The organism is Methylopila musalis (genome assembly GCF_042679725.1).
In the GTDB taxonomy this organism is placed as follows: domain Bacteria; phylum Pseudomonadota; class Alphaproteobacteria; order Rhizobiales; family Methylopilaceae; genus Methylopila; species Methylopila musalis.
In genome coordinates this window covers 1-1,503 of sequence record NZ_JBHTMX010000341.1, presented here as the reverse complement: position 1 = coordinate 1,503, position 1,503 = coordinate 1, and the positions used below count along the sequence as shown (strand labels likewise).

The window sequence follows — 1,503 nt, the reverse complement described above, 5'->3', positions numbered from 1 at the left end:
GTGCGGCGGCTGGATCGAGCCGCTGCGCCACGCCCGGGCGCAGGTGCTGCAGGCGGCGGTGGCGCTCGGCGCGCCAGCGATCGACACTGCCTCGACAGCGGACGACGACGCCTTCGCCGCCGAGGCCGCGCTCAGCCGGCGCCACGGGTTTAAGGCCAAGATCGCGCTCAGCCTCCGGCAGGCGGAGATTCTCGCCGCGTTGTGACGCCCTTACGCGGTCGGCCGCGCCAGCGCGAACACTTCCGTCACCGCCGCGTAGTCCTGATAGCCGCAGCGGGCGAGCGGCTGGGCCTTGGCGAGATCGAACAGCCCGTCGGTGAGGCAGGCCTCGTCGATGTGGACCGCGACCACCTGCCCGATCACCAGCCAACGGTTCAGCGCCGCGCCGTTCAGGTCGGAGAGCTCCGTCACGCCGACCACGCGGCATTCCAGCGCCGCCGGCGCCGCCGCCACCCGCGGCGCGCGCACATGACGGCAGGGCGCGGTGGCGAGACCAGCGAGCTCGAACTCGTTCACCCCCTCCGCGACCGGCGCGGAGCTGGCGTTCATGGCGTCCTTGAGCGCGAGGCTCGCAAAATTGCACACGAACTCCCGCGTCGCCTCCGCATTGGCGACCGAGTGCTTCCAGCCCTCGGACGAGAACATCAGCATGGGCGGCGATCCGGCCACGCCGTTGAAGAAGCTGTAGGGCGCGAGGTTGGGGCGGCCCTCCGCGTCCACCGTGGAGATCCAGCCGATGGGGCGCGGCGCGAGAATCGCCTTGAACGGATCGTGCGGCAGGCCGTGGCCGTCGGCGACGTCGTAGGAATAGGTCATGGCCGCTCCTTGAGGCGTGAATGGCCGCGGTCGGGGTCCGGTCAGGCGCTGGTGTCCGGCGGCCGCCAGTCCGTCATGCGCAGCGTGTTGCCGCCGAGCCGCGCGAAGGCCCGCTGCCGGCAGGAGAACACGATGATCTGCTGGTCCCGCGCCTGCCGGTGCAGGGCGTCGAACATGCGCTCGATGCGGTCGTCGTCGGAATAGACCAGCGCGTCGTCGAGGATGACCGGCGCCGGCCGCCCGTCCCGCGCCAGCAGCCGGGCGAAGGCGAGCCGCGTCAGCACAGAGAGCTGCTCGCGCATGCCGCCGCTCAGGCGCTCCACGTCCTCGTCCTGGCCGTTGCGGCGAATGCTCTGGGGCAGCAGCGTCTTGTCGTCGAAGGCGATGGATACGTCGTCGAACAGCAGGCCGAGCAGCGGCTTCAGCTCCGCCATCACCGGCTTCAGATAAAGCTCCCGGGCGTCGGCGCGGGCGGTCGCGAGCGCTGTTTCGAGCCGCTGCAGCGCCCTCACCTCCTGCGCGAAGTCCTCCGCCCGGCGCGCCGCCGCGGCGTGGGCCTCCTGCGCCTCACGCCACGCCTCCTCCACCGCGTCGTCGGCGGAGGCGCGGATGCGGCCGTTCAGCTCGGCGATCGCCTGCCGCAGCCGGTCGGCCTCCTTGGCCGCCGCCTCCTCCACGGAACGCGCG

3 protein-coding genes are annotated in these 1,503 nt (G+C 72.2%); 1 reads left to right on the top strand and 2 read right to left on the bottom strand.

Annotated elements, in window-relative coordinates:
* The coding region (locus tag ACFQ4O_RS17450; RefSeq protein ID WP_378777638.1) for a hypothetical protein at positions 1 to 205 on the top strand (205 nt) is incomplete at its 5' end.
* A 5-nt stretch (positions 206 to 210) separates the two neighbouring features.
* On the opposite strand, the gene ACFQ4O_RS17445 is transcribed toward ACFQ4O_RS17450, so the two are convergent.
* Both ACFQ4O_RS17445 and ACFQ4O_RS17440 read right to left on the bottom strand, forming a co-directional pair.
* A complete protein-coding gene (locus tag ACFQ4O_RS17445; RefSeq protein ID WP_378777636.1) occupies positions 211 to 816 on the bottom strand; it encodes a flavin reductase family protein in 606 nt (201 codons plus the stop codon).
* A 41-nt stretch (positions 817 to 857) separates the two neighbouring features.
* On the bottom strand, positions 858 to 1,503 hold a 646-nt coding region (locus tag ACFQ4O_RS17440; protein ID WP_378777634.1), incomplete at its 5' end, for an ATP-binding protein.